General features: G+C 65.2%; 1 protein-coding gene. It reads left to right on the forward strand.

Annotation, left to right across the window (positions count from 1 at the left end):
- Positions 1-118: 118 nt before the first annotated feature.
- Positions 119-292, forward strand: coding sequence for a hypothetical protein (locus tag EN804_RS37625; RefSeq protein WP_005415066.1), 174 nt, complete (start codon positions 119-121; stop codon positions 290-292).
- Positions 293-296 lie beyond the last annotated feature (4 nt).

The following is a 296-nucleotide window of genomic DNA, read 5'->3' on the forward strand; positions in this document are numbered from 1 at the left end:
GGCCATCAAAGGCAGCGAAGTGGTGATCCTGGAAGGCGCGCCGCATGGCTGCAACACGAGCCACGCCGACCGCTTCAATCTGGCCCTGCTGAACTTCCTGAAGCGCTAAGCTGCGGCCATGCGCCAGACCAGAACCCCCCCGTGGAAGAAGCCCAACCCCAAGGGCCAGACGTCGCAACCGCTGTCGGATGCGCAGAAGGCGGCGGCACGGCAACGCGCCGAGGAGAATGGGCGACGCTATCCCAACCTGGTCGACAACATGTGGGCGGCGAAGCTGCCGCGTGGGTCGTGATTCA

It is taken from the genome of Mesorhizobium sp. M8A.F.Ca.ET.161.01.1.1 (assembly GCF_004792105.1).
Taxonomy (GTDB): domain Bacteria; phylum Pseudomonadota; class Alphaproteobacteria; order Rhizobiales; family Rhizobiaceae; genus Mesorhizobium.